This is a genomic window from Paraburkholderia franconis, assembly GCF_009362735.1.
Classification (GTDB): domain Bacteria; phylum Pseudomonadota; class Gammaproteobacteria; order Burkholderiales; family Burkholderiaceae; genus Paraburkholderia; species Paraburkholderia franconis.
In genome coordinates, this window is the sequence record NZ_WHNP01000090.1 from 1 (window position 1) to 22623 (window position 22623).

A 22623-nucleotide genomic window follows, 5' to 3' on the forward strand; every position below is an offset into this window, starting at 1 on the left:
GGGCTCGGTGGACGCCTGGTTCCGCAGCAGTTTCGTGCTTGTTCGACGTGCATCCGGTTGGCGCATTGTGCATGAGCATCACTCGTTTCCGATGAAGATGGACGGCAGCAATCTCGTCGCCAGCGATCTCAATCCCTAGAGACTGAGTAAGTGTGATTCGCTGAGCAACCCGGCTAGCTTCGACGCGTCGTGGGACTTCAGTCCAACCGGCACGTGGGCCATGCCGGCGGACGCGACGCATCCGATCCTTCGCTGGCGATTGGGGCGGTATGCGCTGCGCAGAACACACGCCCCCAGATCGCGTCGCCTGAATGAGGCAAAGCAGCCGTTCGAGTGACCGCGCTTTTGATCAATCCAATGACAGGTGATGGCCGAAGAAGACTTTGCTTCTCTTCGTCCCGGCAAGCTGCGGCACCGGCATAATGCTGCGTTATCCACCACGCCGCTGAAAGCAAGGAAACGGTCCATGCGACTCGCCCCGGCAATCGGATTATTCGCGCTCACCGCGCGAAGGCTTACGCTCATTGGCGCAGGACTGCTCTGCCTGACGATCCGGTCCGCGATGGCCGCCGACACGGCGGAGGCCATGTACCAGCAATGCCGCAGCAAACCGTCGATTGCCGAACAGCGCGACTGCTTCCCTGCCGTGGTCAGGCAGTCCGAGTTCGAGTTGGCGGCTGCCGAGAAGAAGGCGCGAGCCGACATGGTGGAACTGGAAAGTATCAGCGCAGGCAGCCGTGCGGTGCATCCCGTACTTGCCTTTGATGGGGCAGCGCATACCTTCCGTGCATTTCGGGATGCCGAAAGCCGGCGTGTGCAGGCGTCGTATGGCTCCGGCAACGGCGGGGACCTTTCGGCGTACGCGACCTGCATCGAGATGAACATCGCGCGCGCCAGACTGCTGGCGAGTGAAGCAGGGACGCGCTGACAGCCGTAGCACGCAATGAGTCTGTCACTGCCGGTATCACGGCAGGACGTGGCAAAGCGGCGTCGCGGTAACAATCTTGCTGCCACTCCGAGCGACACGAGAGTGTCAATTCCCCCCCGGATCGGCGAAGAACCAAGAAAGTAGGCTTAACGTACCTTCCAAGGCACAACTGGTAGGTGCCAGCCCCGTCGATCGATCGAGTGGCCGAACGAATATCAAAAAAAACCCGCCATCGGCGGGTTTCCACGTTCTGTTGGCTGAGCGCTTAACGCTTGTTGACCGCGTCCTTGAACGCCTTGCCTGCGGTGAACTTGACGGTCCTCGCGGCCTGAATCTTAATTTCCTCACCGGTCTTCGGATTGCGACCGACGCGCGCGGCGCGCTTGCCCGAGCCGAAGCTGCCAAAGCCAATCAGTTGAACCGCATCGCCCCTCGATACCTGCTTCTTGATGGCTTCGAGCAGCGCGTCAAGCGTTTCGCCGGTTTGTGCCTTGCTGGCGCCCGTCTTGGTTGCGACGGCGTCGATCAGATCTCGACTGACGGCTTTTTGGGGTGGGCGAGCGCCAACAATTGGCCCGACTGCTGCCCGATGTTGTCGGCCGAACCCGACCCTCAACAGCCCTTCGCACACCGCAACACAAAAGTCAGAAAGGATACGGATTCCGGACATTCGGCCGGAAACTGATACGAGGTTTCAAATGTCGGTAATGTCTCACAGTGTTCGAGCGTTGAGTTGCCGACTTCCCTCGGACCCGCTCGGCAGGTCGCTCAGTCGAGCGCGATACAGATAGCCAAGGCTGGTAAGATGCTGCGCGCGCGGTTATCAATGATCGCCGCGACGAGTACAAATCGTTTTGCGCGATGAGCACCAGCAGATAGCTGGCGACGCTGCTCTGGTACCGCCATTCTGACCGGTTCGACGCGGCTTCGTTCGACCAACGTGTCCCGCTCCCACGCTTCGATCTCCTGCGGTGCGAGCCACTTCTCGGGTGCGCGTGTCTGCGGCACGTGCGGTCCCGACCGGCGGACGGGCGCCTCGTTCGTGGACTTGAGCGGTCGGCGTACGATCGATCACGAGACTGAGCAGTTCCGGGCGACTGTAGTGACCACGTGCGTCCATGATCGGCTTGCGGGCATCGATCCGCGCGAACTCGAGATCTGCAATCACGTCGCGTTTGCCGGCCTTGAGCGGTTCGCCGATAATCCGGCCTTCGGGATCGACGATGGTGGTGAATCAGCCACCGGAGATCGGACCGATGGCGCAGCCGGCGCCCTTCATGATCTGGGCCTGCTGATCGGCATTGAGCCACGCTGTGGCGTTGACAACGAAGCAGGCCGATTGGAGCGCATGCTGACGGATGTTGATTTCCGGCTGCTCGGTGAAGAGTGGGCCGGCAATGGAGCCAGGGTACATCGCGGAGTAGATCTGCTCGCGGTCGGCAATTAGCGCATGGCGCGCCAGTGGCAGATAGCGCTCCCAGCATGCGAGCTGTCCGATGCGACCAACGGAACTGTCGACGGCGCGCACGTCCGAACCGTCACCCCGCCCCCCAAATCATCTGTTCATGGAAGGTCGGCGTAATCTTGCGCCGAGGTTATCACTCACGCTCGATGCATTCCCTCGTTTTGGACGTACTCAAGTTGCCTGACGGTATTGAGTTGGCGCGCTCCCGGTCCATTTTTTAAAGGACTTCCGGAAGCTCTTTGCATCCGAAAACCCGACGCGCTCGGCGATTTGCTCGATGGGTAAATCCGTGTTCTGCAAGAATTCGATTGCGAGGGAGCGCCGCACGTCATCCAGGATCGATTGATATGAGCATTCATCCGCAGCCAGCCGTCGGTGCAGCGTGCGAACTGACATGCCAAGACGCCCCGCCACGCCAGCCGCTGAAGGGAAATTCCCCGCAGCATTCAGACAAGCCGTTCTCACGCGCCGTGCGAGATCAGGCACCTGGGGACGCTCATCCAGCACGCGGTCGCAAAGCTGCTGACAGATTTGCGCCGTGATTGGATTGGCATTCGGGCAAGGTCTGTCGAGCACACTGGAATCGAAATGCCACTCCATCGAATCCGCTCCGAATTCGACGGGACAATTGAACATCCTTTCATAGTTGCGCCAGTGCGGCGGCGCTGGAAACGACAATACCATCCGCTTTGACGGAAAAGGCGACTCGAGCACCCGACTGAACAGGACAGTCATCGAACTGCGCCAGAATTCGGAGACGAATGGCAGCAATTCCCCGAGCGATTCGATGCCGTGACCGCGAAGGATACTGGTGCCGCTTTTCTCGAGATAGCTGATCTCGGTGACGGCACCCGCCATCACCACACGTTCGACGCTGAACTTCAGCGCATCGCCGAACGTTGGACTACTCAACATGGCGTAGCCATAGATGCCGAAGTCGCTGATGCGCTGACGCGCTCCCGCCAGCAGACCCACATCGGGCCGCCGTGCAATCCGCCGGGCATTGCGATAAATAGCGAGTCGTTGGCGGTGGGAAATTCTCGCGTGCTGATCTTCGAGCTGACGTGCATCAGTCCCCGTTCTGGCGAAGAGCTCGTCGACCGATACCCCCTCCGCAGCGAGCTCGGCGGCTAGCGCCGCGAGGCCAACGAGGTTGTGAGCGGGCGTATCCAGGTCCGGATGAAGCGGCGCGGTAATGTTCGAGATATGCATAATTCCTCACACCGTACGTGCATATGCACAGCAACCGATTCTAAAGCGCTTTTCGCAAATTGCAAGTGGCAGTTTTGAGCGTGCTAAATCGGCAGCGCAGGACGTTGCCGATGCGACCGAAAGACCGGATATTTCAAGCCATCGGATCGTCCATCGCGCAGCGCGGAAGTTCTGCCACGGCGCCATGCACGGCCGTTCTATTCAAGGAGAAAGGAGACATGACCAGAGTCAAGTATTCCCCTGACGGGGCAGTAGGCGTCGTCACGCTCGCCAAACTCCCGCACAATCTTCAGCACGACACGGCCCGCTATCGCGAGTTTCTCGACGTCCTTGAAGACACACCGGCTCCTGTGGGCCACGTGCTCGATTCAACGGCTCGACGCATTGCCGAATTTACCGGCATCGCGCCCTGAAGCAGTCGAGCCCTCAAGAGGTCGAATAGTGCATAGTCGTTTAGATATACTAATGATGGTGAAATCGATGTTCAGTCATGTAGCGGTCGGTACCAACGACCTTAAAAAAGCCAAGAGATTTTACGATGCCGTGCTGGGCGCCCTCGGTTATGGCGAGGGTTTGGACCGGGCAGCCGGCGGCTACGTCTATGTCGCCGACAATAGTTTTTTCATCGTGGCCGGACCGCTCGATGGTCAGCCGGCTACCCATGCCAATGGTGGCACGATCGGTTTTATCTGCCAGTCGACTGACCAGGTCGATCTCTGGCACGCCGCCGGGGTTGCCAATGGCGGCAAATCGGTCGAGGACCCACCCGGCGTGCGGGAGACCCCGGCTGGCGCGCTTTATCTCGCCTATTTGCTCGATCCGGATGGCAACAAGCTCTGCGCCCTGTACCGCATATCCGTTTGACGTACGCCGCAGTGCCAGGCTCTGTCTCGCGAGGCAAGGGCGGCTGCCATCAATATCGCTTCGATCGTCGCCATTGCCGCGTGACCCTGCGCGCGCCGCAGGTTGCCCGCTCTTATTTGGAGAATCACCATGTCTTTAGTATCGTCAGCGCCAACCCGGCGCAGGTTTGTTGCATCCGTCGCGGCCTCACTGGGCCTTATCCTCGCCACTGCCTTCAGTTACGCCCATGCCGCTCCGGCGGCGGATCAGCCTTCCGCAACACAGCGCGCAACCGCTGAAGACGACTCGATCCGTCCGTTCCCAAAAATCCATGTGCCGCAGGAAGCCATTGACGAACTTCGCCGGCGGATCACCGCCACGCAATGGCCGGAAAAGGAGACCGTCGCAGATTCTTCTCAGGGCGTGCCGCTCGCGACCATGCAGAACCTCGCGCGCTATTGGGCGACGGATTACGACTGGCGCAAGGCGGAAGCGAAGCTGAACGCCCTTCCGCAGTTCGTGACGACCATCGACGGGGTGGACATTCACTTCATCCATGTTCGTTCGAAGAACCCCAATGCGCTTCCATTGATCATCAACCACGGTTGGCCCGGCTCGGTGCTCGAACAGACCAAGCTTATCGGATTGCTGACGGACCCAGTCGCGCATGGCGGGAAGGTCGAAGACTCGTTCGACGTCGTCATCCCGTCGATGCCGGGCTACGGTTTCTCCGGTAAGCCGACGGGCACCGGCTGGGGTCCCGAGCACATGGCGCGCGCCTGGGCGGAGCTGATGCGCCGTCTCGGATATAAGCACTACGTCGCTCAGGGCGGCGACTGGGGTGCGTTTGTCGTCGATCAAATGGGTTTGCAGGCGCCTGCGGGACTGCTCGGCATCCACACCAACATGCCCGCGACGGTTCCAGCCGATGTCGACAAGGCGCTCCAGATCGGCGCCCCGGCGCCAGCCGGTCTGTCTGCGGAGGAGAAACGCGCCTACGGGCAGCTCGCCCTGACGTTCAAGGAAGTGGACTATGCCCGGTTGATGGGATCGCGTCCGCAGACGCTCTACGGCATCGCAGATTCACCTGTCGGCCTCGCCGCATGGCTGCTCGACCACAATGACGCTGACGGCCAGCCGGCCGCGGCGGTCGTCTCGGCTCTGAACCGGACCACGAGCACCACAGGCGAACTGACGCGTGACGAAATCCTCGACAACATCACGCTGTACTGGCTGACCAACACGGGCGTGTCAGCGTCTCGTCTCTACTGGGAATACAAGGGCGGCTTCTTTAACGCAAAAGGCGTCAAGATCCCGGTGGCCGTGAGCGTGTTCCCCGGCGAGCAATATCAGGCGCCGCGGAGCTGGACAGAGAAGGCCTACCCCAACCTCATCTATTACCACCGAGCGGCGAAAGGCGGCCACTTCGCCGCGTGGGAGCAGCCGACGATTTTCGCTCAGGAACTCAGGGCGGCGTTCAGGCCGCTGCGCTGAGCTAGTGGACGCCGACGCAGACTCCCTCCCCGCCGTCCGCGTCCTCAACCCATGAATTTCAAACGTGTCGGCAGGGCTTGTGGCTGCCCTGCACAGATCAGGAGATTGATCATGTTCGGACCTTATTCGCTGATTGGCAGGCGCAGTCGACTTGCGGCCCCCGCATTGATCGCAGCGATCGGCATTTTGCTTCCCATGGCCGCTGCTTACGCCGAAACGTCGCTTTCTGCGTCCGGTGGCGTAGAGGTCGCTGAGCAGGGGCCCATTACCTCGAACTCTGGCGCGGCGATTGCCCAGGCTCCCGTGACCGAGGCCACCGCACCGTCGCCGGGCGCGGACGATACGTCGATCCGCCCGTTCCACATCCATGTGTCCGACGACGCTCTCGCGGACCTGCGTCGGCGGATCGCCGAGACAAAGTGGCCCAGGCAGGAAACGGTAACGGATGCGTCGCAAGGCGTGCAGCTCGCAACGATGCGCAAACTCGCGAGCTATTGGCAGTCAGATTACGACTGGCGCAAGGTCGAAGCGAGGCTGAATGCATTGCCGCAATTCGTGACGACCATCGACGGGGTCGACATTCATTTCATCCACGTTCGTTCGAAGAACAGGAATGCGTTGCCGGTGATCGTCACGCACGGATGGCCGGGCTCGATCATCGAGCAGTTGAAGATCATCGAGCCGCTGACGAATCCAACGGCCCATGGCGGCAGTGCATCGGACGCTTTCGACGTGGTGATTCCGTCGCTGCCGGGCTACGGGTTTTCAGGGCAGCCCACCTTACCCGGGTGGGACCCGGCTCACGTCGCACGTGCCTGGACCGTGCTGATGAAGCGCCTCGGCTATAAGCACTTTGTGGCGCAAGGTGGTGATTGGGGGGATGCGGTATCGGAGCAGATGGCACTGCAGGCGCCACCGGAATTGCTCGGCATTCACACCAATATGCCCGCTACTGTGCCGGACGACGTTGCAAAGGCACTCCAGTTGGGCGGCCCGCCGCCGGCCGGCCTCTCGGCCGACGAGAAGCATGCCTGGGACCAGCTCGATTTCTTCTACAAGCATGGCTTGGGCTACGCCCAGGAGATGGCGAATCGCCCGCAGACGCTGTACGGGATCGAGGACTCGCCGGTCGGCCTTGCCGCCTGGATGCTCGACCACGACGCGCGCAGCTATGCGCTCATTGCACGCGTCTTTGACGGCCACGCCGAGGGCGTTACGCGAGACGACATCCTCGACAACATCACGCTTTACTGGCTGACGAATACGGCGGTCTCTTCGGCCCGTCTCTACTGGGACAACAAGCTCGCCTTTTTCGCCCCGAAGCACGTCACCATCCCGGTTGCCGTGAGCGTCTTTCCTGACGAAATCTATGCGGCCCCGCGGAGTTGGACAGAGAAAGCGTTTCCTAAGCTCATTCACTACAACCGGCTCGACAAAGGCGGGCACTTTGCGGCCTGGGAGCAGCCGGAAATCTTCGTCCAGGAAGTCAGGACGGCATTCAGGCCTCTGCGTTAAACATCGTTGGAAACGGACGGCGTCGTCGTTGCGGCGTCATCCCTTCCGCGCTCATCCAGGAATCTGAAATCCCCCACCGCAAAAACCCCGGAGAAATTTCATGAGCGAAGTGAAATATCCCATTGATCGCACCGCTTACCTGCTGGTCGATCCCTACAATGATTTTCTGTCGGAAGGCGGAAAGGCCTATCCCTTTATCGAACCGATCGCCCAGAAGGTCGGCCTGCTCGACAACCTGCGAGCGCTGGACCGCACCATCCGAGCCCGCGGCATTCCGGTGGTGATCGTACCGCACCGCCGTTGGGAGCCAGGCGACTACGAAGACTGGGACCATCCCAATCCCAACCAGCTCAAGGTCATGCACGGCCATCACTTCGCGCGTGGGGAATGGGGCTGCGAATGGCATCCCGACTTCGCCCCCAGGGGCAGCGACATCATCGCCAGAGAGCATTGGGGCTCGAGCGGATTCGCCAATACTGACCTTGATTACCAGCTCAGGCAGAAGGGCATCACGCATGTGATCGTCGTCGGCCTGCTGGCGAATACCTGCATCGAAGCGACTGCCCGCTATGCAACGGAACTCGGCTACCACGTCACGCTCGTGCGCGATGCGACTGCCGCTTTCAGGCCGGAGATGATGCATGCCGCGCATGAACTCAATGGCCCCACGTACGCCCACGCCATTGTGACGACGGACAAACTCATCGCGTCCCTGGACCGGCAATAGAAGCTTTCGACAACCGCACCTTATCGCCACCAGGAACTCGTATGTCAATCGATATCCCTCCCCAAACCCCGTCGCGCCGTCGTTTCATTGGCGTGGCAGCGGCGACCGTTGCTGCGGGCTCGCTGAGCCGGCTCGCATTTGCAGACACGAATCAAGCCATCACTGAAGTTGCACAGCCGGCGGGTGGCGACACGACCACCATTCGTCCACTGCGCGTGCATGTGCCGGAATCGCAACTTGTCGACTTGCGACGACGCATCAAAGCGACGAGATGGCCTGACCGGGAGACGGTCACCGATGACTCGCAAGGCGTGCCGTTCGCGCTGATTCAGGAACTCGCGCGCCATTGGGCGACCGATTATGACTGGCGCAAGTGCGAGGCAAGACTGAACGCCCTGCCGCAGTTCATAACCGAGATCGATGGGCTGGACATTCATTTCATCCACGTTCGGTCGAAACATGAAAATGCGATGCCGCTCATCGTCACGCACGGTTGGCCCGGCTCGGTCATCGAGCAGTTCAAGATTATCGATCCGCTGACCAACCCCACGGCATATGACGCGAGTGCGTCGGACGCCTTCCATCTGGTCATTCCGTCTTTACCCGGCTACGGATTTTCAGGCAAACCGACCACGACCGGCTGGGGTCCGGAGCGCACCGCGCGCGCCTGGGTCGTACTCATGAAGCGCCTTGGATACACGCGGTTTGCGGCGCAAGGCGGCGATCTGGGCGGTGTCGTCTGCAACGTAATGGCCAGGCAGGCGCCGCCTGAATTGTTGGGCATTCATGTCAACTTCCCCGCGACGGTTCCGCCCGGGATTGCAAAGGCGCTTCAAGCCGGTGATCCGCCGCCAGCCGGCCTCGCGGACGACGAAAGGCACGCTTACGAGCAGTTGAGCAGCGCGGCCATGAAACGACGCGCCTACGCGTTGGAGATGGGCACACGCCCGCAAACGCTCTACGGACTCGCGGACTCGCCTGTCGGACTGGCAAGCTGGCTTCTCGACCACGGTGACGGCTACGTTCAGCCGGCGGCGGCACTGACCTCGGCCGTGTTCGGGCGCCCCGTCAATGGAGAATCCGCAGGCGACCTGACGCGGGACGACGTCCTCGACGACATCACACTCTACTGGTTCACGAACACGGGGATTTCCGCGGCCCGGTTCTATTGGGAGTCTCACTTCAACTTCATAGGCGCCGCCGATGTGTCGGTCCCGGCTGCCGTGAGCGTCTTTCCTCGCGAGAACTATCAGGCCCCGCGGAGCTGGACAGAACGGGCGTATCACAACCTCATCTATTACAACCGGCCCGATAAAGGCGGACACTTTGCGGCGTGGGAACAGCCGCACCTATTTGCAGAGGAGGTTCGCGCAGGGTTCAAACCGCTGCGCATATAGCCCGCATCGATGTTTCTCCGCACCTGTTCCAAGGGAATGTTTTCGGGAGTCATCCCGTCGGCATCGGGCTCGAGCAGGCTACAGGCTCTTTTTGCTTTATCGCCCACTACTCGAAGGAAACCGATTCATGGACAAGATCCATAACATGCGCGTGTTTTCGCGCGTCGCCGAAGCCGGTAGTTTTACCGCAGTGGCCAATATTCTGGAGAGCAGCGTCGGGCAAGTCTCGCGCGCTGTTTCCATTCTTGAGGACGAGTTGCGCGTCCGGCTGTTTCACCGGACAACGCGTCGCATCACGCTCACCGATGCGGGCGAGCGCTATTACCAAACGCTGCCGGCAGATTCTCGCCGACCTGGACCACGCCGACGCTGAAGCGGGAGATGCATTGAACGAACCCCACGGCATGCTGCGCGTCCATGCAATGCCTGGACTTGGACAGACGCATCTCGCAGCTTGCATCGTAGACTATCAGGCGCGTTATCCGAACGTGAACATCGAACTCGTGCTGTCGTCGACGATGCCAAGACTCGTCGAGGAACAGTTTGACGTATCGGTGGTGACGGCAAAGACGCTTCCTGACTCTGGCTATGTTAGCCAGGTGATCGGCACCAGCTACAGCGTGCTGGTCGCTGCACCGTCGTATCTGGAGAAGCATCCGCCGTTGCGTTCGCCGGAAGACCTGGATGGCCATGCGTGCGTGCGGATACAGTCGCCTGCATCGCCGGCGGATGGCTGGCAGCTCGAAAGCGCGGATGGTGACGTGCTGCCGAACGCTTCGAGGGCGCGCTTCAGGGTCAACGATACGGAAGCCGTACGTGTCGCGCTGCGCGCGGGCGCGGGCATCGGAGCGCTGGCCGTTTATCTGGCAATCGACGACTTGCGCACCGGCACGCTGATACGCGTCCTGCCGCAGTTCCAGTTGCCCACTCGCAACGTTTATTCGGTTTATCCTTCGCGTCGTTATCTCGACGCGAAGATCCGCACGTTCGTCGACTTCGTCAAGGAGGAACTCAGCGCGAGGATTTCCTCGCAGGAAGCCGCGCTGAAGACCTGAGCTCATTGGGTCCGCACATTCAGATCGCGGCGATTCCGGCGGGCTTGCCGGCGACTCGAAGCACGATAGAGGGATGCAGTCCGGCGAGTGCGACCCAGGTCGCTCACAGAGACGACGTGCCGCGCCGGATGCACGGACAGTCCCGTCGCCTCCCAAAAGAGTCTCCGAGACAATTCGCGTCACGATCATCGAAGCAAGCGCGATTCAGCGTGTTGTCGAACGGAGCAACGCGATCGGTCCAGCAAAGGGTATTCCGTTTTGCGATGCCATCGGGAATCTGGACATCAAGCGCAGTACACAATCCGCGCGAACGACCACAACGGGCCGAGATGCTTTTCGTAGGACATCCGGCAGGTTTCGGCTGCGGACCAGCCTTTTGAATGACGACTTTGTGGGATGGGCGAGCGACAACTATTGGCCGAGCCCGGTCCGACGCAGACCTCGATCGATCGCTGATCGCAGCCGGCACGCGGAAGGCATAAACCGACCCAAAGGGGGCGCCGATGGCCTCGTCTAGACTGCTTCTCAGGGAAAGATCGGTGTCGTGGGCTCCGCGCCTTCGAGATCGGCCTTCGGAAAATGCTGCGCTACCATCTGCTCGATCTCATGTTCGCGCGATCCAGGCACGTCGGCCATGATCAAGAGCTGGCCATCACGTATGGCACCACGAAAGCGTTCGAGTCGTGCATTCGGTTCGTCGACGCCGATCATCGTGGCCGTCCAGGCCCCGAAGCCGGCACCTGCCAACGTCAATGCGACGACGGCTCCGCCCGCAATTGCGAGCTCCGCGGGAGGAAACACCAGTGCCACGAGGCCGAGAAGCGCGCCGGTCGCACCGCCGAGCGCCACGCCGCGTTCGAGCGAGTGCACGACGTCGCTGCTTTGCAGCAAGGATGCCTCGGGTAACTGTTCGAGTGCGACACTGTGATTCGCGAGAACATGGATATGTCGCCATGTGATCCGCGCCCGCAGCAAGTCGTCTACGATCGCCTTCGCCGTCGTCGTGTCAGGTGCGAGGAAATAAAGACGTCTCATGTCGGCTCTCCATCAATCAAGCATTCCCCCGACGGGTCGATGCTGTTTATCGTACGCCTGCCGCAGGCAATCAGAGGGCGTAGATGACCTGCCCCGGAATTATCGGACCAGCTGAAACTTGAGAGAATGGCTTCCAACGGGCTCGAGCAGGAGAATGCGCGGCTGAAGAAGATGCTGGCGGAGCGGGATCTCGAACTGGACGTGATGAAAGAGATAAACGCAAAAAAGTGGTGAGCGCGCCCTCCCGACGCCGGCAGGTTGCCTACGCGAAAGCATGGGGCCTGTCGGAGCGACGTGCGTGCGCGCTGATCTCGGTCGCGCGGTCAGCGTTGCATTACGAATCGAAGCTTGCTGAGCGGGACGCGCCTGTGCTCGCCGAAATGAGCACTCTGTCGGCGCAATATTGGCGCTACGGCTACCGTCGAATCCAGATATTTCTCGAGCGCCAGGGTCACGCGTTGACGGCGGCGTAAATCCGACACCAGACGGCGAAGCAAGGGTTGAGTCAACCACTAGACCATGCCCCGCAGGCGTTGCCGCCCGCGGGGTGAGTCAGGCACGCCAACGCTTTCCGTGCTGCAGGAGCGCCGCTTCAAGGTGGTGCTGGTCACGGACGGGCGCATGTCAGGCGCATCGGGCAACGTGCCGGCGGCGATCCACGTCACCCCGGACGCGCTCAACGGCGGCCCGCTGGTGCGTGTGGGCGACGGCGATATCGTGATGCTGGATGCGGAAGCCGGAACGCCGTCGGTGCGCGTGCCGGAAGCGGAATGGAACGCCCGCGAGGTCAGCACGCCGGTTCTGGCGCATTCCCACTCCGGCGTCGGACGGGATCTGTTCTCGGGTTTCCGCCGCAATGTCTCGGCGGCGAAAGAAGGCGCCTGCACGTTGTTCGTGTCGGCGGGGGCGTGAGTTGACAATCGATCGTTGTCGGCTTCTGCCGGGGGTTCGCAGTTCATCCCTGGTTTCATCCCCCTGCCGGGGCCGGCTCACTTTCTTTGCCTTGCCAAAGAGAGTAAGCAAAGAAAGGCGCGTCCGGAGCGAACTGCACATTCATTCACACCATTGGGAACGGCGCATGCCCGACTGGCTCGGTGCTGCCGTGGCCGGTCTTGTGGGTGGTGCCTTGGTGATCGTGCTGGAATTCTTCTGGTCGACCGTACGCACGTCGCACACCTGAACAGACCCTAAACACCCAGCGCCCTCGGGAGACGGCCGCCTCGGCAACCAATGCTGGAGGCGGCCGTTTTGCATCGCATCGCGACAAGTGACTCCTCCATTCGCACGATCCGTATATGGGGGCGCGTCCCACTTGCGCTGCCTTGCACGTTGCAAAGGAGAGGACTACCTTTGCTTTAGAGTCGCTTGCAACGCTCAGCAAAGCGGTCCTGGCAGAAGTGCCGGCGCAGACAGTACGAAGTACGGCAAGGCGGCACAACGACGCCAGGAGCTTTTTTGTTAGCGGCTCCAGCGAGTGACTCGCAGCGAGGTGGCCTATGGCGCTTGCGATTGCCCTGAGCCTGATCATCGTATTGGCGGTAGGGTTTCACTTTGCCAGTCCCTGGTGGATCACACCGATCGCCTCGAACTGGGTGCGCATGGACGACATGCTGACGATCACGATCGTCATTACCGGCGCGCTATTCATAGCGATCAACCTGTTCATCGTGATCGCACTGCTGCGCTACCGCCAACGCAAAGGTCATCGCGCTGCTTACGAGCCGCACAACAAGCGGCTGGAATGGTGGTTGATCGGCCTGACCTCTGTCGGCGTGGCAGCGTTGCTGGCACCGGGGCTCTTCGTCTACGCGGACTACGTACGGCCGCCGCCCAACGTGCTGCAGATGGAAGTGCTCGGCCAGCAATGGCAATGGCGCTTCCGCTTTGCCGGCCCCGGTGGCAAGCTGGGTACGACGGATGTGCGCTACATCAGCAACGACAACCCCTTCGGCCTGAACCCCGGCGACCCCAACGGCCGTGACAACTACCTGATCGAGACGCCCGAGGTGCACCTGCCGCTCAACCGGCCGATCCAGGTCCTGGCACGGTCGCGCGACGTGCTGCACGACTTCTACGTACCGCCGTTCCGTGCGCGCATGAACATGGTGCCCGGCATGGTGACGACCTTCTGGTTCACGCCGACCAAGGCAGGGCGTTACGACATCCTGTGCGCGCAGCTTTGCGGTATCGGGCACTCCAACATGCGCGGCGTGGTGGTGGTGGAAGACGAAGCATCGTTCTCGCGCTGGCTGGCGCAGCAGAGCACGTTCGCGCAGCGGCAGCAGGCCAAGGTGCAGGCCGCACCCGCCGCTGCAGGCGGCAGCGCCCAGGCGCTTGCTGACCAGGGCAAGACGCTCGCAGAGGCCAAGGGCTGCTTCGCCTGCCATACCGTGGACGGCAGCCCGCGCGTGGGCCCCACCTGGAAGGGCCTGTACGGCAAGACCGAAACGATGGCCGACGGCAGCACCGCGAAGGTGGACGAAGCCTATCTGCGCGCCTTCATCCGCAACCCGAAGGCCCGCGTCGTGAAGGGCTTCGCACCCATCATGCCGACCTTCGACCTGAGCGAGCAGGAGCTGACCGCGCTGGTGACCTACATCGAATCGCAAGGCGGCCCGGCCGCCATCAGCGCAACCAAACCCTAGCGGAGCAGACGCAATGTCCTACGCGCACACCGACCACGTCCCGCAAACTTTCTGGACCCGCTATGTATGGAGCCAGGACCACAAGGTCATCGCCGTGCAGTATTCGCTGACGGCCATCGCCATCGGCCTTGTCGGCCTTGTGTTGTCGGACCTGATGCGGTTGCAGCTCGGCTTTCCGGGCAAGTTCAGTTTCATCGACGCCAACCACTACTACCAGTTCGTCACCATGCACGGGATGATCATGGTGATCTACCTGCTGACGGCGCTGTTTCTGGGCGGCTTCGGCAACTACCTGATCCCGCTGATGCTGGGCGCGCGCGACATGGTGTTCCCGTTTCTTAACATGCTGAGCTACTGGGTCTACCTGGTGGCCGTGCTGGTGCTGGTGGCCAGCTTCTTCGTGCCAGGCGGGCCGACCGGCGCGGGCTGGACGCTGTATCCACCCCAGGCTATCCTGCCGGGCACGCCAGGCGTGGAATGGGGCATCGTGTTGATGCTGGTGTCGCTGGCGATCTTCATCGTCGCGGCAACGATGGGCGGCTTGAATTACGTCACCACCACGCTGCAGGCGCGCACGCGCGGCATGACGCTCATGCGCATGCCGCTCACGGTGTGGGGCATCTTCATCGCGACCATCCTGGCGCTGCTGGCGTTTCCGGCGCTGTTCGTGTCGGCGGTGATGATGCTGCTCGACAGGACACTCGGCACCAGTTTCTTCATACCGGCCGTGGTGTCGATGGGGCAGACGCTCAAGCATGCCGGCGGCAGCCCGCTGCTGTTCCAGCATCTGTTCTGGTTCTTCGGGCATCCGGAGGTCTACATCGTCGCGCTGCCGGCCTTCGGCATCGCGTCGGACCTCATCAGCACGCACGCGCGCAAGAGCATCTTCGGCTACAAGATGATGGTGTGGGCCATCATCGCCATCGGTGCGCTGAGCTTCGTGGTCTGGGCGCACCACATGTTCGTCGCTGGCATGAATCCGTACTTCGGCTTCTTCTTTGCCACCACCACGCTCATCATCGCCATCCCGACCGCCCTCAAGGTCTACAACTGGGTGCTGACGCTGTGGCGCGGCGATATCCACCTGACCGTGCCGATGCTGTTTGCCATCGGCTTCATCAGCACCTTCGTCCTGGGTGGGCTGACCGGGCTCTATCTCGGCAACGTGAGCGTGGACATCCCGCTGTCGAACACGTACTTCGTGGTGGCGCACTTCCATATGGTGATGGCCGTGTCGCCGATCCTGGTGGTGTTTGGCGGCATCTACCACTGGTATCCGAAGGTGACGGGCCGCATGCTCAACGACACGCTCGGGCGCATGCACTTCTGGGTCACCTTCCTCGGCACCTATGCGATCTACTTCCCGATGCACTATCTCGGCATCCTGGGCATGCCGCGGCGGTATTACGCGTATGAGGGCTACAACTTCATTCCACATTCGGCGCAGACGCTCAACACGTTCATCACCGTCATTGCGCTGATCGTTGCAGTGGCGCAATTGCTGTTCGTGTACAACCTGGCGTGGAGCCTGGTGCGCGGCAAGCGTGCCGACAGCAACCCGTGGCGAGCCACCACGCTGGAATGGCAGACGCCGCAAACGCCGCCAGTGCACGGCAACTGGGGCGCCGCGCCGCCCGTCGTCTACCGCTGGGCGTACGAATACAGCCCGCCGGGGCACGAGGAAGACTTCGTCCCGCAAAACCAGCCGCCTGCGACGGCGCCTGAACCGGCCCACCCGACGCTTCAACCCGGCGAGGCACGCGAATGACCACACTGCGCCGCTCCTTCGTTCCTGACGCGCCACCTGTCTTGCCGAATGCGAGCCGCATCGGCCTGATCGTCTTCATGGCGGTGGCAACGACATTGTTTTCACTGCTGCTGTTCGCCTATGCAATGCGTATGCGCGAGCCCGACTGGCAGCCGATCCCGCATCCGGCGCTGCTGTGGTGGAACACCGGCGCGCTGGTGCTGGCAAGCATTGCCATGCAGCGTGCCCGGCAGATAACCTTACACCGCGCGGCGTGGCTGGTGTCAGGCGGTGTGCTGGCGGCCGTGTTCGTGATCGGACAACTGGCCGCCTGGCGCATGCTGTCGGCGGCCGGGCAGACCGTCACCGTCAATCCTTCCAATAGCTTCCTCTATCTGCTCACCGGCCTGCACGGGTTGCATGTGCTGGGCGGGCTGGTGGCCTGGGCGGTGACGATCGCGCGTCTCCAGCGCGGGGACCCCTACCGAGCCCAGCGCGCCATCGCACTGTGCGCCATCTACTGGCATTTCCTGCTGGCTGTCTGGCTCGTGCTGCTGGTGGCGATGTGGTGGATCACCCCTGGGTTCGTCGCCGCCATCTGCGGGCCGCTGTATGGAGCCGCGCCATGACCACGCCCACGCTCCCGACCGAATCCGCTGCCACCACGCCCACCGACGCCGGCCCTGACGGCTGGCGCGGCATCGTCACGGACTGGTCGGCCGACCGCGAAGCCTTCAAGGTGCCGTGGGGCAAGGCGATGATGTGGATCTTCCTGCTGTCGGACACCTTCATCTTCAGCAGCTTCCTGATCGGCTACATGACGGTGCGCATGTCGACCACGGTGCCGTGGCCTGACCCTTCCAAGGTGTTCGCGCTCACTGTGGCCGGCGTGGACGTGCCCTTGCTGCTGATCGCCATCATGACGTTCATCCTGATCAGCAGCAGCGGCACCATGGCGATGGCTGTCAACTTTGGCTACCGGCGCAACGCAAAACGCGCCGCCGCACTGTTGCTGGCGACCGCGCTGCTGGGCGCGACCTTCGTGTCGATGCAGGCCTTCGAATGGAGCAAGCTGATCTTCCATGAAGGTATCCGCCCCTGGGGCAACCCGATGGGCGCGGCGCAGTTTGGCGCGTGCTTCTTCATGATCACCGGGTTCCACGGCTTTCACGTGACCTGCGGTGTGATCTACCTGCTGCTGACCGCACGCAAGATCCTGCAGCCGGGGTTCACCGAGCACGGCAACTTCCAGATCGTCGAGATTGCCGGCTTGTACTGGCACTTCGTCGACCTGGTGTGGGTGTTCATCTTTGCGCTGTTCTATTTGTGGTGAGGCAGACCATGGACCACACCAATCCCGCCCATCGACCCGACGCCGCGCACGGCCAGCAGCATCCGATCGGCATCTACCTGAAGATCTGGGCCCTGCTGTTCGTACTGAGCACGATGTCGTACATGGTGGATTACTTCCACCTGCAGGGCCTGCTGCGCTGGACGCTGATCGTCGTGCTCATGATCGCCAAGGCCGGGCTGATCGTGTCGATTTTCATGCACATGATGTGGGAGCGGCTGGCGCTGGTGTACGCCATCCTGATGCCGCCGCTGTGCCTGCTGATGGTGCTGATGGTGCTGATGGCTGCCGAAGCGCATCACACCTTCGGCACGCGGGAACTCTTCTTCCACTGACCCCTTCGCCGACCGTTCCTCAGGCGACGGCCGTTGCATCCCTCGCTCCTCGAAGAGCTCGGCCTGAAGTCGTTCTGCAAGACGAGCGGCGGCAAGGGCCTGCCTGGAACGCACCGCTCCGAATACAAAACGACCCGACAAATGCCGGGCCGTTTTTGTTTTTCTGGCTCGCTGAAAATCTCAGCGAAAAACACCTTCAAATCAGGCGTGCTTCTCACTGAATTCGTTGAGCGGCACAGGCTGCTTGAGCGGATCGAAGTCGGCCCACCGCCCTTGTTGCCAGCGGCCGGTCGCGCGTTCGATCGCCGCGCCTCCCGCATCGCGCAGCACCCGTGCGGCGTCCCACTGGCTGTCCGGCGACACATGTACGGCCACCAGCACGCCGGAATCACGGGTTTCTTCGTTGCTGGCTTCAAGCGTGCTCACCATTGCGCCGGCCAATGAACCGACATACGCACTCACCCCGGCCGCGATCAGCGACACGATAGGCGGCGCCGAAAACGCTGCGAAGATCCCGACGCCGACCATGGCGCCAACCACTGCGCCAATCGTGACGCCTATCTCGGCACCCCTCGGCGCCTCCCTCGCGTCTGCGTCGGTGCCGGTATCGCCTCCGTGCTGGCCGGGCGGATTGACGAAAAACAGTGTGACGTCCTCCTCGACGAAACCGGCATTGAAGAGCCGTTGCGCCGCGTCTTCAGCGGCGGGAAATGTCGTAAAGCGTGCTGCGACGATGAGCGACATGTGGCCTCCTTCCATCGTTGACTAGCGGTTGCAGACTATGCCGCCCCACTTCACCTGCGCCGAGGCAAAGGTGCATGCGGTGGCACGCGCCCGGACTATGCCGTGGTGCCGCGATCGGGTTCCATGCCGTCCACTCTGAACAGTCCGCTATGTAACACTACTCCTTTGCCGCCGTTCTGGTCGATCGCTTCGGCGCAAACCGAACGGATACGATTGCGGCCGTTGTCGAAAACAACCATTAAGGCGGATTCCAGCGCGGAATGGGCTCCGAAATGATCCGTACTTTTATCCCTGAGTATTGCCTAAGGGGAGCGAGCTTCCAGTGTCCTGTACTTCCAGGAGCATGTCGTCGACGTCGAGTTCGATCGAGCAGTCGCCTTCTAACGGAGGCGGCTTGTACTGTTCGTCGAAACGTCTCCGGACGAAAAGCCCAAGCCGGTCCCGGAACGCCCTGAGTTGGGCCGTGTCCATCGCAGCGTTGCGATCGATCCGTGGTTTCGCAGGCATTTGATCCTCCACTGCGCGCTAAGAGATTAATAAAAGATTAATTACCGATCCGCTGACAGGTCTGCCGCAGCCAACAACTGATGTGCCTCAAGAGTCTCTTGCACGTACATCACGCCACCTCGTCGCCAGAGCGTGGATCATCCGTCGGGGTGGCGATAGCCATGCGGCGCTATCAGTCTCGCGAACTGGAGGACTAGAATGAATTATCCGAATCAATCGGGAGAAAAATTATGCAACTTCACATGGATTCCCATCATTTCACACACGGCCAGCCCGACTGGCGGGCGGCCGTGCTGGCAGGGGTCATCGCGGGCGCTGTGTTCCTGGTGTTAGGGGTCATCCTGATGGCACTGATGGCGGGCGGAAGTCTGCTGGAGCCCCCACGCATGGTCGCCGCGATCATTCTGGGACGAGGCGCATTGCAATCGCCGCAAGCATTCTCAATTGGCATCGTGCTCGCGGCCTTTGTGGTGCATTTTGCCCTTGCAATCGTATTGGCGCTTATCCTCGGTCTGATCATGACGTCATTCAACCTTGACTCGAGCATGGGGATGGCTTCACTCGCGGGTGGCGCTTTCGCTGTAGCCGTTTACCTGATTAATTTCTACGGCATGACACAGCTTTTTCCGTGGTTCGCAGAAGCGCGCAACTGGGCCAGCCTGTTCGTTCACATCGTCTTCGGTATCGTGACGGCGAACCTGTACATGAAACTGGAGCGCAACACATCTCGCGGGGTCAAGGCGGACGCGGGCGGCCCGTCGTAGTCCGGTGCCGTGCTGATCGACCGGTCTCCAGAGCAGAAAAGGCTCGCCGCGCAACAACATGAGCACCTCGTCGAGATCGTCATGCTCGGCCACTCCGGTGAAAGCGCCGGTGTGTTCATCTTCCTGGACGCGCCGGCGCCGCCCGACACTCGGATGCTCGTCGTCACGGTGCTCGACGCTGAGACCGATGCGAGCGGAATGGTGAAATTGCAAGCGTCGTGGACGCTGCAATCGGGGCAGCCCGCCCGCGCTACCTTGACGCAACAGGCGAAGCTCAAGGCGACGCTGGAGAACCGCGGCGCGGCGGCGCAAGCCGCTGCGCTGAGCCGCATTTCTCGGGGCGCTGGCCGACCGGATCGCGGTGTCGGTCGTCGCGCGCTGACAAGCTGGGAATGCCGATACATCCCGTCATTCGACGAGGGGCGACGTCTCGAACGTGTGATACTTAGGAAGGCAGAGCGGTAGCGCGGCACGCGCATTGCGCGTCACGAATGGCTCCACGACGCGGGACTTTCGATCATGTACGCATACTTCAGACGGTCGTACGGGCCTGGCCCTTTCGACGGCGAGGGAGGCGTGCCAAGCCGCGAGTGGCGCCTCAAGCGCAACTGCTCCCTCACACCGCGGCAGTCGCTCGCCGCGACCGTGTTCCTCATGGCGCTCGTCCTCGCGATCGGCGTGGCAGCGGCATTCGCATTCGGCGTGTGGCTCGCGCTGCCCTTCTCGATGCTTTGCACCGTGGCCGTCGGCATCGCCTTTATCGCCTACTCCAGGCACGCGACGGACGGCGAGGTGCTGACGTTCGCGCCCCCGTTCGTGATCGTCGAAGTACACGAGCGCGGACGCCGCACGACGCATCGGATGAATGCGGCCCGCTTGGCCGTGTCTCTCGGCGACAGCGATGGCGCTGTCTACCTTTGCGACGGCTGGCAGCGTATTCCCGTCGGACGGCAACTGCCCGCCGCCGCCCGCGCAGAGTTCGTGCGTCAATTGCGCCGCTTTATCGTGGCCGACTGTTGACATGCCGGCCGATGATCGCCCGGCATGTCTGATCGGCCGCACAGCAACACGCCGAGCGCCCCGACGATGCCGACCGCACGCGATGCTTACGCCAATGATCGGCGCCACGCGAAATGCGCCGCGCACTCGCTCCGCAGCGGGCAACACAGTGCCGCTCGCCAGCGCGATCAGCCATCCTGCAACCAGGGGCAGCAGCAAAGCATTGAGCACCTTGGGCGGCGATGTTGAGCTACAGAAGGTCCGGCACGCGCGCGACGAACACCGCACGGCCGATCACCGTAGACCCTGTAGAACCATCGTGCCTCGAACGGATGCAGGCCCAGAGGCCGATCTGGATGCTGAACAGATTCTTTCGCATGACATCGTCGTTCCCGCCTATGCGCAGCCGGAGCGTATCCAGCATATCCATATCTATCGGAACGGTAAGGCATCGGCGACGGTCAGCGACCGTGAAGGCGTTGCATTCCTGATTCTGACGGGTTGCTTCATCGGCCTGTTGCCGACGCATTACGCGCATCAATGGGTCGCGACCGACACGATGCGGCGGCTGTTGCCCGGGGAGTTCAGCTTCGTGAGCCAATAAATGGCTGTCAGTCGTAACACGAGCACCAACGACAAGATACTTGCCACTTTTATCTAGAAGCGTTGCGCAACGCTGCGTAATAGGCGAGAGACGGCGCCGCAATTGCGGCGCCTCGTTGTCCAATCATTCGCCTCGCGTGGCAGGCACATTGAACGGGTCCGTTGCTGTCTGTTTCGACCGGAGCGCACCAATTGCTGCAATTGCCGCTGCGAGACCCGCGGTCGACCCGACTTCGTAGCAGCGTTCCGGAAGCAGGACCACCGCGAGCAGCACTGCGGAAATCAGGATGATCACGGCCCAGGTAAGATGAGGAAACAACCACATCATGCATTCGATTTGCGCTCCACTTTTCGAGAGCGCCGTTCTCATTCTGAGCTGTGACACGGCCATTACCGGATAAACCAGCAGCGCGATGGCGCCAGAGCCTGAAAGCAGGAATGTGAACACCTCGCTCGGGGCGAAGAAGTTGGACGCAGTAACGAGCAGACCAATCACGGTGCTTCCCAGCACGGCCGCCCGGGGTACGCCTTTACTCGACGTTCTCTTGAAACGAGCATAGCAGGCTGCTCCTAGCTTCTTTACGTCAAGAAGGATGGTTCGCTTGACACCCTCCCTGGATAGCTGCGGCGATCGCATTCGCTACCCCGCAGCAACTTCGATTTGTTACTGATCGCCGCATCGGATATAAGCGCAAGCCCCCGGTTCGAGCCCGTTTCTACGTTATATTTGGCTTCCAAACGCCCGAGAGCAACTCATGAGCGACGATCTGGATGCAATCGAGAAGCTAAAGACACTGGTTGACACCGCTCGACAGGAAATCGAACTTGCGGTGATGTTTCATGAGACTTGGAAGCCCACGGCATTCGACACTGAACTGCACGAGCGTATGGGAGAATCCTACGCCACCCACTCTTTTCAGATCATCCGCCTATCGCTGCGCCGCGAACTGCTATTAGCTCTAGCAGGCTGTTGAATTTCGATCCCGCGTAAACGGGATCCTGGGGCCGAACGTTATGGAAATCCTGTTCATGATCTTTGGCAGTGAATTCGATGCGCGGAATGGATGAGATGCAGGAAGCTCTTTTCACGACGGTCAAGCTTGAGGACTTCGTTCCGGCCGATCATCCGTTGCGCCCCATACGGTTGCTGGTCAATCAGGCGTTGAAGCGGCTCAACGGATTGTTCGGCATCATCTATGCGGACAGCGGCCGGGCCTCGATTGCACCGGAGAAGCTGGTGCGTGCGCTTCTGTTGCA

At 61.4% G+C, this 22623-nt stretch carries 27 protein-coding genes and 4 pseudogenes; 23 read left to right on the top strand and 8 right to left on the bottom strand.

Going from position 1 to position 22623, the window contains the following annotated elements; all coding sequences use genetic code 11:
- Positions 1-7 precede the first annotated feature (7 nt).
- Entirely contained in the window at positions 8-139 is a 132-nt protein-coding gene (locus GCT13_RS51470; protein ID WP_407670928.1) for a nuclear transport factor 2 family protein, read from the top strand.
- 228 nt (positions 140-367) lie between these two features.
- Entirely contained in the window at positions 368-928 is a 561-nt protein-coding gene (locus tag GCT13_RS41440) for a lysozyme inhibitor LprI family protein (RefSeq protein WP_152767619.1), read from the top strand.
- A 265-nt stretch (positions 929-1193) separates the two neighbouring features.
- Here the strand turns inward: GCT13_RS41440 and GCT13_RS41445 are convergent, their stop codons facing one another.
- The 4 genes from GCT13_RS41445 to GCT13_RS41455 form a co-directional block, all read right to left on the bottom strand.
- Positions 1194-1499 (bottom strand): HU family DNA-binding protein, encoded by a 306-nt coding sequence (locus GCT13_RS41445; RefSeq protein WP_321574969.1) that lies wholly within the window; start codon positions 1497-1499, stop codon positions 1194-1196.
- 197 nt (positions 1500-1696) lie between these two features.
- Positions 1697-1936, bottom strand: coding sequence for a hypothetical protein (locus GCT13_RS50060; protein ID WP_227747285.1), 240 nt, complete (start codon positions 1934-1936; stop codon positions 1697-1699).
- 226 nt (positions 1937-2162) lie between these two features.
- Entirely contained in the window at positions 2163-2456 is a 294-nt protein-coding gene (locus GCT13_RS51030; protein WP_321574966.1) for a nitrilase-related carbon-nitrogen hydrolase, read from the bottom strand.
- A 108-nt stretch (positions 2457-2564) separates the two neighbouring features.
- On the bottom strand, positions 2565-3605 hold the full coding sequence (locus GCT13_RS41455; protein WP_152767621.1) for an AraC family transcriptional regulator: 1041 nt from the start codon (positions 3603-3605) through the stop codon (positions 2565-2567).
- Positions 3606-3823: 218 nt separating this feature from the next.
- On the opposite strand from GCT13_RS41455, the gene GCT13_RS41460 reads away from it, so the two are divergent.
- From GCT13_RS41460 to GCT13_RS41490, 8 genes are all read left to right on the top strand, one after another.
- A complete protein-coding gene (locus GCT13_RS41460; protein WP_152767622.1) occupies positions 3824-4018 on the top strand; it encodes a hypothetical protein in 195 nt (64 codons plus the stop codon).
- Positions 4019-4085: 67 nt separating this feature from the next.
- A complete protein-coding gene (locus GCT13_RS41465; RefSeq protein WP_152767637.1) occupies positions 4086-4469 on the top strand; it encodes a VOC family protein in 384 nt (127 codons plus the stop codon).
- Between the two features lie 129 nt (positions 4470-4598).
- Entirely contained in the window at positions 4599-5942 is a 1344-nt protein-coding gene (locus GCT13_RS41470) for an epoxide hydrolase family protein (protein ID WP_152767623.1), read from the top strand.
- A 111-nt stretch (positions 5943-6053) separates the two neighbouring features.
- Positions 6054-7457 (top strand): epoxide hydrolase family protein, encoded by a 1404-nt coding sequence (locus GCT13_RS41475; protein ID WP_227747279.1) that lies wholly within the window; start codon positions 6054-6056, stop codon positions 7455-7457.
- 100 nt (positions 7458-7557) lie between these two features.
- On the top strand, positions 7558-8184 hold the full coding sequence (locus tag GCT13_RS41480) for an isochorismatase family cysteine hydrolase (protein ID WP_152767624.1): 627 nt from the start codon (positions 7558-7560) through the stop codon (positions 8182-8184).
- A gap of 41 nt (positions 8185-8225) precedes the next feature.
- On the top strand, positions 8226-9581 hold the full coding sequence (locus tag GCT13_RS41485) for an epoxide hydrolase family protein (RefSeq protein WP_152767625.1): 1356 nt from the start codon (positions 8226-8228) through the stop codon (positions 9579-9581).
- 127 nt (positions 9582-9708) lie between these two features.
- Entirely contained in the window at positions 9709-9954 is a 246-nt protein-coding gene (locus GCT13_RS50065; RefSeq protein WP_227747280.1) for a LysR family transcriptional regulator, read from the top strand.
- Between the two features lie 13 nt (positions 9955-9967).
- Positions 9968-10636: a substrate binding domain-containing protein gene (locus GCT13_RS41490; protein ID WP_227747281.1), complete on the top strand. Its 669-nt coding sequence runs from the start codon at positions 9968-9970 to the stop codon at positions 10634-10636.
- A gap of 525 nt (positions 10637-11161) precedes the next feature.
- Here the strand turns inward: GCT13_RS41490 and GCT13_RS41495 are convergent.
- Positions 11162-11671, bottom strand: coding sequence for a DUF1269 domain-containing protein (locus GCT13_RS41495; protein WP_087733705.1), 510 nt, complete (start codon positions 11669-11671; stop codon positions 11162-11164).
- 141 nt (positions 11672-11812) lie between these two features.
- On the opposite strand from GCT13_RS41495, the pseudogene GCT13_RS41500 reads away from it, so the two are divergent.
- The 7 genes and pseudogenes from GCT13_RS41500 to GCT13_RS41530 all read left to right on the top strand — a co-directional run.
- Positions 11813-12132, top strand: a pseudogene (locus GCT13_RS41500) (IS3 family transposase); the annotation flags it as partial.
- Between the two features lie 97 nt (positions 12133-12229).
- Positions 12230-12583, top strand: a pseudogene (locus tag GCT13_RS41505) (phosphogluconate dehydratase); the annotation flags it as partial.
- Between the two features lie 584 nt (positions 12584-13167).
- A complete protein-coding gene (locus GCT13_RS41510; protein ID WP_152767626.1) occupies positions 13168-14316 on the top strand; it encodes a c-type cytochrome in 1149 nt (382 codons plus the stop codon).
- A gap of 13 nt (positions 14317-14329) precedes the next feature.
- Positions 14330-16084 carry a cytochrome c oxidase subunit I gene (gene ctaD, locus GCT13_RS41515; RefSeq protein ID WP_152767627.1) on the top strand — a complete coding sequence of 585 codons (1755 nt, stop codon included), beginning with the start codon at positions 14330-14332 and terminating at the stop codon, positions 16082-16084.
- On the top strand, positions 16081-16692 hold the full coding sequence (locus GCT13_RS41520) for a cytochrome c oxidase subunit 3 (protein WP_152767628.1): 612 nt from the start codon (positions 16081-16083) through the stop codon (positions 16690-16692). The genes ctaD and GCT13_RS41520 overlap by 4 nt, the downstream gene beginning before the upstream one ends.
- The gene (locus GCT13_RS41525) at positions 16689-17396 is read left to right on the top strand and encodes a heme-copper oxidase subunit III family protein (protein WP_152767629.1); all 708 of its coding nucleotides are present in this window, start codon (positions 16689-16691) and stop codon (positions 17394-17396) included. Before GCT13_RS41520 ends, GCT13_RS41525 begins: the two co-directional genes overlap by 4 nt.
- A gap of 8 nt (positions 17397-17404) precedes the next feature.
- Positions 17405-17749 (top strand): cytochrome C oxidase subunit IV family protein, encoded by a 345-nt coding sequence (locus GCT13_RS41530; protein WP_087733700.1) that lies wholly within the window; start codon positions 17405-17407, stop codon positions 17747-17749.
- A 201-nt stretch (positions 17750-17950) separates the two neighbouring features.
- Here GCT13_RS41530 and GCT13_RS41535 read toward each other — a convergent pair whose 3' ends face one another.
- Together GCT13_RS41535 and GCT13_RS41540 are read right to left on the bottom strand one after the other, a co-directional pair.
- The gene (locus GCT13_RS41535; protein ID WP_152767630.1) at positions 17951-18493 is read right to left on the bottom strand and encodes a hypothetical protein; all 543 of its coding nucleotides are present in this window, start codon (positions 18491-18493) and stop codon (positions 17951-17953) included.
- A 95-nt stretch (positions 18494-18588) separates the two neighbouring features.
- A pseudogene (locus tag GCT13_RS41540) lies at positions 18589-18774 on the bottom strand (DUF1488 family protein); the annotation flags it as partial.
- 456 nt (positions 18775-19230) lie between these two features.
- Here GCT13_RS41540 and GCT13_RS41545 point away from each other — a divergent pair.
- The 4 genes from GCT13_RS41545 to GCT13_RS41560 all read left to right on the top strand — a co-directional run bounded on the left by GCT13_RS41545 (position 19231) and on the right by GCT13_RS41560 (position 21367).
- The gene (locus GCT13_RS41545) at positions 19231-19764 is read left to right on the top strand and encodes a hypothetical protein (protein WP_152767632.1); all 534 of its coding nucleotides are present in this window, start codon (positions 19231-19233) and stop codon (positions 19762-19764) included.
- 9 nt (positions 19765-19773) lie between these two features.
- Entirely contained in the window at positions 19774-20229 is a 456-nt protein-coding gene (locus GCT13_RS41550; RefSeq protein WP_321574968.1) for an ABC-type transport auxiliary lipoprotein family protein, read from the top strand.
- Between the two features lie 111 nt (positions 20230-20340).
- The gene (locus tag GCT13_RS41555) at positions 20341-20784 is read left to right on the top strand and encodes a DUF2244 domain-containing protein (RefSeq protein ID WP_193727907.1); all 444 of its coding nucleotides are present in this window, start codon (positions 20341-20343) and stop codon (positions 20782-20784) included.
- A 202-nt stretch (positions 20785-20986) separates the two neighbouring features.
- Positions 20987-21367, top strand: coding sequence for a hypothetical protein (locus GCT13_RS41560; protein WP_152767634.1), 381 nt, complete (start codon positions 20987-20989; stop codon positions 21365-21367).
- A 123-nt stretch (positions 21368-21490) separates the two neighbouring features.
- Here the strand turns inward: GCT13_RS41560 and GCT13_RS41565 are convergent, their stop codons facing one another.
- Entirely contained in the window at positions 21491-22003 is a 513-nt protein-coding gene (locus GCT13_RS41565; RefSeq protein WP_152767635.1) for a hypothetical protein, read from the bottom strand.
- 118 nt (positions 22004-22121) lie between these two features.
- Between GCT13_RS41565 and GCT13_RS41570 the strand changes: the two genes are divergently transcribed.
- Positions 22122-22340 (top strand): hypothetical protein, encoded by a 219-nt coding sequence (locus GCT13_RS41570; protein ID WP_152767636.1) that lies wholly within the window; start codon positions 22122-22124, stop codon positions 22338-22340.
- Positions 22341-22426: 86 nt separating this feature from the next.
- Positions 22427-22623, top strand: a pseudogene (locus GCT13_RS41575) (IS5/IS1182 family transposase); the annotation flags it as partial.

Bases quoted from the DNA above. Each gene is read 5' to 3' on its own strand.
- GCT13_RS50065 (WP_227747280.1), top strand. From the start codon at position 9,709: ATGGACAAGATCCATAACATGCGCGTGTTTTCGCGCGTCGCCGAAGCC.
- GCT13_RS41535 (WP_152767630.1), bottom strand. From the start codon at position 18,493: ATGTCGCTCATCGTCGCAGCACGCTTTACGACATTTCCCGCCGCTGAA.
- ctaD (WP_152767627.1), top strand. From the start codon at position 14,330: ATGTCCTACGCGCACACCGACCACGTCCCGCAAACTTTCTGGACCCGC.
- GCT13_RS41475 (WP_227747279.1), top strand. From the start codon at position 6,054: ATGTTCGGACCTTATTCGCTGATTGGCAGGCGCAGTCGACTTGCGGCC.
- GCT13_RS41565 (WP_152767635.1), bottom strand. From the start codon at position 22,003: ATGCGATCGCCGCAGCTATCCAGGGAGGGTGTCAAGCGAACCATCCTT.
- GCT13_RS41520 (WP_152767628.1), top strand. From the start codon at position 16,081: ATGACCACACTGCGCCGCTCCTTCGTTCCTGACGCGCCACCTGTCTTG.
- GCT13_RS41465 (WP_152767637.1), top strand. From the start codon at position 4,086: ATGTTCAGTCATGTAGCGGTCGGTACCAACGACCTTAAAAAAGCCAAG.
- GCT13_RS41525 (WP_152767629.1), top strand. From the start codon at position 16,689: ATGACCACGCCCACGCTCCCGACCGAATCCGCTGCCACCACGCCCACC.
- GCT13_RS41530 (WP_087733700.1), top strand. From the start codon at position 17,405: ATGGACCACACCAATCCCGCCCATCGACCCGACGCCGCGCACGGCCAG.
- GCT13_RS41570 (WP_152767636.1), top strand. From the start codon at position 22,122: ATGAGCGACGATCTGGATGCAATCGAGAAGCTAAAGACACTGGTTGAC.
- GCT13_RS41470 (WP_152767623.1), top strand. From the start codon at position 4,599: ATGTCTTTAGTATCGTCAGCGCCAACCCGGCGCAGGTTTGTTGCATCC.
- GCT13_RS41440 (WP_152767619.1), top strand. From the start codon at position 368: ATGGCCGAAGAAGACTTTGCTTCTCTTCGTCCCGGCAAGCTGCGGCAC.
- GCT13_RS41460 (WP_152767622.1), top strand. From the start codon at position 3,824: ATGACCAGAGTCAAGTATTCCCCTGACGGGGCAGTAGGCGTCGTCACG.
- GCT13_RS41495 (WP_087733705.1), bottom strand. From the start codon at position 11,671: ATGAGACGTCTTTATTTCCTCGCACCTGACACGACGACGGCGAAGGCG.
- GCT13_RS41485 (WP_152767625.1), top strand. From the start codon at position 8,226: ATGTCAATCGATATCCCTCCCCAAACCCCGTCGCGCCGTCGTTTCATT.
- GCT13_RS41480 (WP_152767624.1), top strand. From the start codon at position 7,558: ATGAGCGAAGTGAAATATCCCATTGATCGCACCGCTTACCTGCTGGTC.
- GCT13_RS41510 (WP_152767626.1), top strand. From the start codon at position 13,168: ATGGCGCTTGCGATTGCCCTGAGCCTGATCATCGTATTGGCGGTAGGG.
- GCT13_RS41545 (WP_152767632.1), top strand. From the start codon at position 19,231: ATGCAACTTCACATGGATTCCCATCATTTCACACACGGCCAGCCCGAC.
- GCT13_RS41455 (WP_152767621.1), bottom strand. From the start codon at position 3,605: ATGCATATCTCGAACATTACCGCGCCGCTTCATCCGGACCTGGATACG.